The sequence below is a fragment of the Methylocaldum sp. genome (genome assembly GCF_039794385.1).
Lineage (GTDB): Bacteria > Pseudomonadota > Gammaproteobacteria > Methylococcales > Methylococcaceae > Methylocaldum.
The window spans coordinates 1-2,626 of the sequence record NZ_JBDIVO010000501.1 but is presented as its reverse complement, the minus strand read 5'-3'; the positions used below and the strand labels follow the sequence as shown (position 1 = coordinate 2,626).

Here is a 2,626-nt window from a genome sequence, read left to right as displayed (position 1 = left end):
GGTGGGATTCTTGAAAGTGTTGGATGACCGTACCCTTGGTTACGCCGATTTCAGCGGCAACCGCCAATACATTTCGGTCGGCAATTTACGCGGCGACGACCGGGTTAGTTTGTTGCTGATGGACTATCCGCAGCGGCGGCGCTTGAAAATCTGGGGTCGGGCACGAGCGGTGGACGAACGCACCGAGCCGGCATTGCTGGCGAAACTGGAATCGCCCGACTTTCGCGCCCCCGTCGAGCGCGGCATCGTTATCCGGGTCGAAGCCTTCGACTGGAATTGCCCCAAGTACATCACACCACGCTACAGCCAACGCGAAGTCGAAGCGCTGATCGAACAAGCCCGCCGCCAACCCGTAGCGGTGGATAAACCAGTCCCTCGCTCATTGGGCACTGGCGCATTGCCCTTGACCATTACCGGGATTCGGCAACTGACGCCGCGCATTCGCGCCTATGAATTGCGCCATGCCGATGGCGAGCCCCTGCCTGGCTATCGGGCCGGGGCGCATATCCGCGTGCCGATTGAGCTGACCAACGGCGACATCACCAGCCGCGCTTATTCGCTGACCGACGCGCCGGACGATCCGGACTGCTACCGCATCGCCGTGCTAAGAGTGGACGCAGGAGAAGGCGGCTCGTCGGCATTGCACGCCGGCTGGCAACTGGGAACCCGCCTCAACCTCGATCCGCCGGACAACTATTTTCCACTGCACGACGACGACCGCCCGGCATTGTTGATCGCCGGCGGCATCGGTATCACCCCGTTAAAAGCGATGGCCGAGGCATTGGCCGCACGGGGTGCGGATTTTCAACTGCATTACACCGGCCGTGCGCCGCAGGAAATCGCCTTTGTCAAAGACTTGCGACGGCAGTTTCCCAATCGATGCCGGTTTTATTTCAGCCAGGTGCAAAACCCGACTCGGCTGGACGTGTCGGCCCTGCTCGCTAACGTCTCGGCCGATGCCGTCATTTACGTCTGCGGCCCAACCCGCCTGATCGACGCCGTGCGCCAAACCGCCCGCCAACTCGGCATCGCCGAACAGCGAGTGCAATTCGAAAGTTTCACTTAGCCAGGAGAGCATCATGATGACCCTGTATGACGTGCCGCTATCGGGCAATTGCCACAAGGTTCGATTGTTGTTGAGTTTTCTGTCGCTACCGTACCGAACCCAGGCGGTCAATCTAGTCGGCGGCGAACAACGCAGCCCGGATTATTTGCAACTCAATCCGTTCGGCCAAGTGCCGGTATTAGATGACGACGGCTTGACCATCCGTGACAGCCAAGCCATTTTGGTCTATTTGGCCAAACGCTACGGCGGCGAACAATGGTGGTCGGACGATGCCTTCCGCTTGGCGCAAATCGCCGCTTGGCTATTGACCGCCGCCAATGAAATCTTCCACGGGCCGGCCATGCTGCGCGTACACCACAAATTCGGCCGCGCCATCGATACGGCAAAAGCCCAGCAAACTGCCGAAAAAGTACTGGGTATTATCGACCGCCACCTGGAAAGCCGCGATTGGCTAGCCAGCGACACAGTATCCATCGCCGACGTTGCCGCCTATCCCTACGTGGCGCTGGCGCCGGAAGGCGGCATCGACATCGGCGCTTACCCGAAGATCGTCGCCTGGTTTCAGCGCCTTCGAGCCTTGCCCGGTTATGTTCCGATGCCGGGAATGTGGCAGGCTTAACTCACTCACCCTTCAGTGACGGAGAATAATCATGTCCGAGGAAATCAAACCGCCCGTTCCGCCATTTACCGCTGAAACCGCGGCGCAGAAAGTTCGCATGGCCGAAGACGCCTGGAACTCGCGCGATCCGGACCGCGTCGCACTGGTCTATACCGAAGACACACTCTGGCGCAACCGCGTCGAATTTCCGCGCGGCCGCGAGCAGGTGCGGCAATTTTTGCAACGCAAATGGGCCAAGGAACTGGACTATCGCTTAATCAAGGAATTATGGGCGTTTACCGACAACCGCATCGGCGTGCGCTTTGCTTACGAATGGCATGACGATTCCGGGCTATGGTTCCGCAGTTACGGCAACGAAAATTGGGAATTTAACCGACAAGGCTTCATGGAACGGCGCTTCGCCAGCATCAACGATCTGCCAATCAAGCCAGAACAACGGTTGTTCCACTGGCCTCTGGGCCCTCGTCCCGAGGATCACGCCAGTTTGAGCGATTTGGGGTTATGAATAGCGGCTTGGCGGATAACCGTCCGGCGCTGGACGGTTACGTAAAAATAGACTGTAGACGTAGACTGCTTCGGCCGCTCTGGCTTGCTGACAGAGGTTCTGGAACCGGCGTTAATGACTTAGGGGCCCCAGCACACGCGCGATAGGAAAAATATCGGCTTTCACGCCAGAAAATGGTCAAGCGCTCTGGGTCGATCACACTAAGCGGCCATTCGGGCAAATCAAGAAATGGCCACCACCGTCAGCAAAGACCGAAAACCACCCACTCGAAAACAAACTTCCGGAGATCGTTCTTGGCCGTCATTCAACATTGAAACAGCAAAGCGTCGAGGTAAAGGATCGGAAAAACACCGGCGAGTCCAAGACGGACCAGGCTGCCGCCGAACGTTCGGGTTCCAGACGGACTTCGGTGCTCGCGGATTCACGGGCAGCCCCA

General features: G+C 58.5%; 3 protein-coding genes. All 3 read left to right on the top strand.

The genetic code is table 11. From position 1 onward, the window contains the following. The coding region (locus tag ABJK70_RS23355; RefSeq protein WP_347259294.1) for a pyridoxamine 5'-phosphate oxidase family protein at positions 1 to 1,066 on the top strand (1,066 nt) is incomplete at its 5' end. Between the two features lie 13 nt (positions 1,067 to 1,079). Beyond that, a complete protein-coding gene (locus ABJK70_RS23350; RefSeq protein WP_086134536.1) occupies positions 1,080 to 1,685 on the top strand; it encodes a glutathione S-transferase in 606 nt (201 codons plus the stop codon). A 31-nt stretch (positions 1,686 to 1,716) separates the two neighbouring features. Further along, entirely contained in the window at positions 1,717 to 2,190 is a 474-nt protein-coding gene (locus ABJK70_RS23345; protein WP_086134535.1) for a nuclear transport factor 2 family protein, read from the top strand. The last annotated feature ends 436 nt before the right edge of the window (positions 2,191 to 2,626 follow it).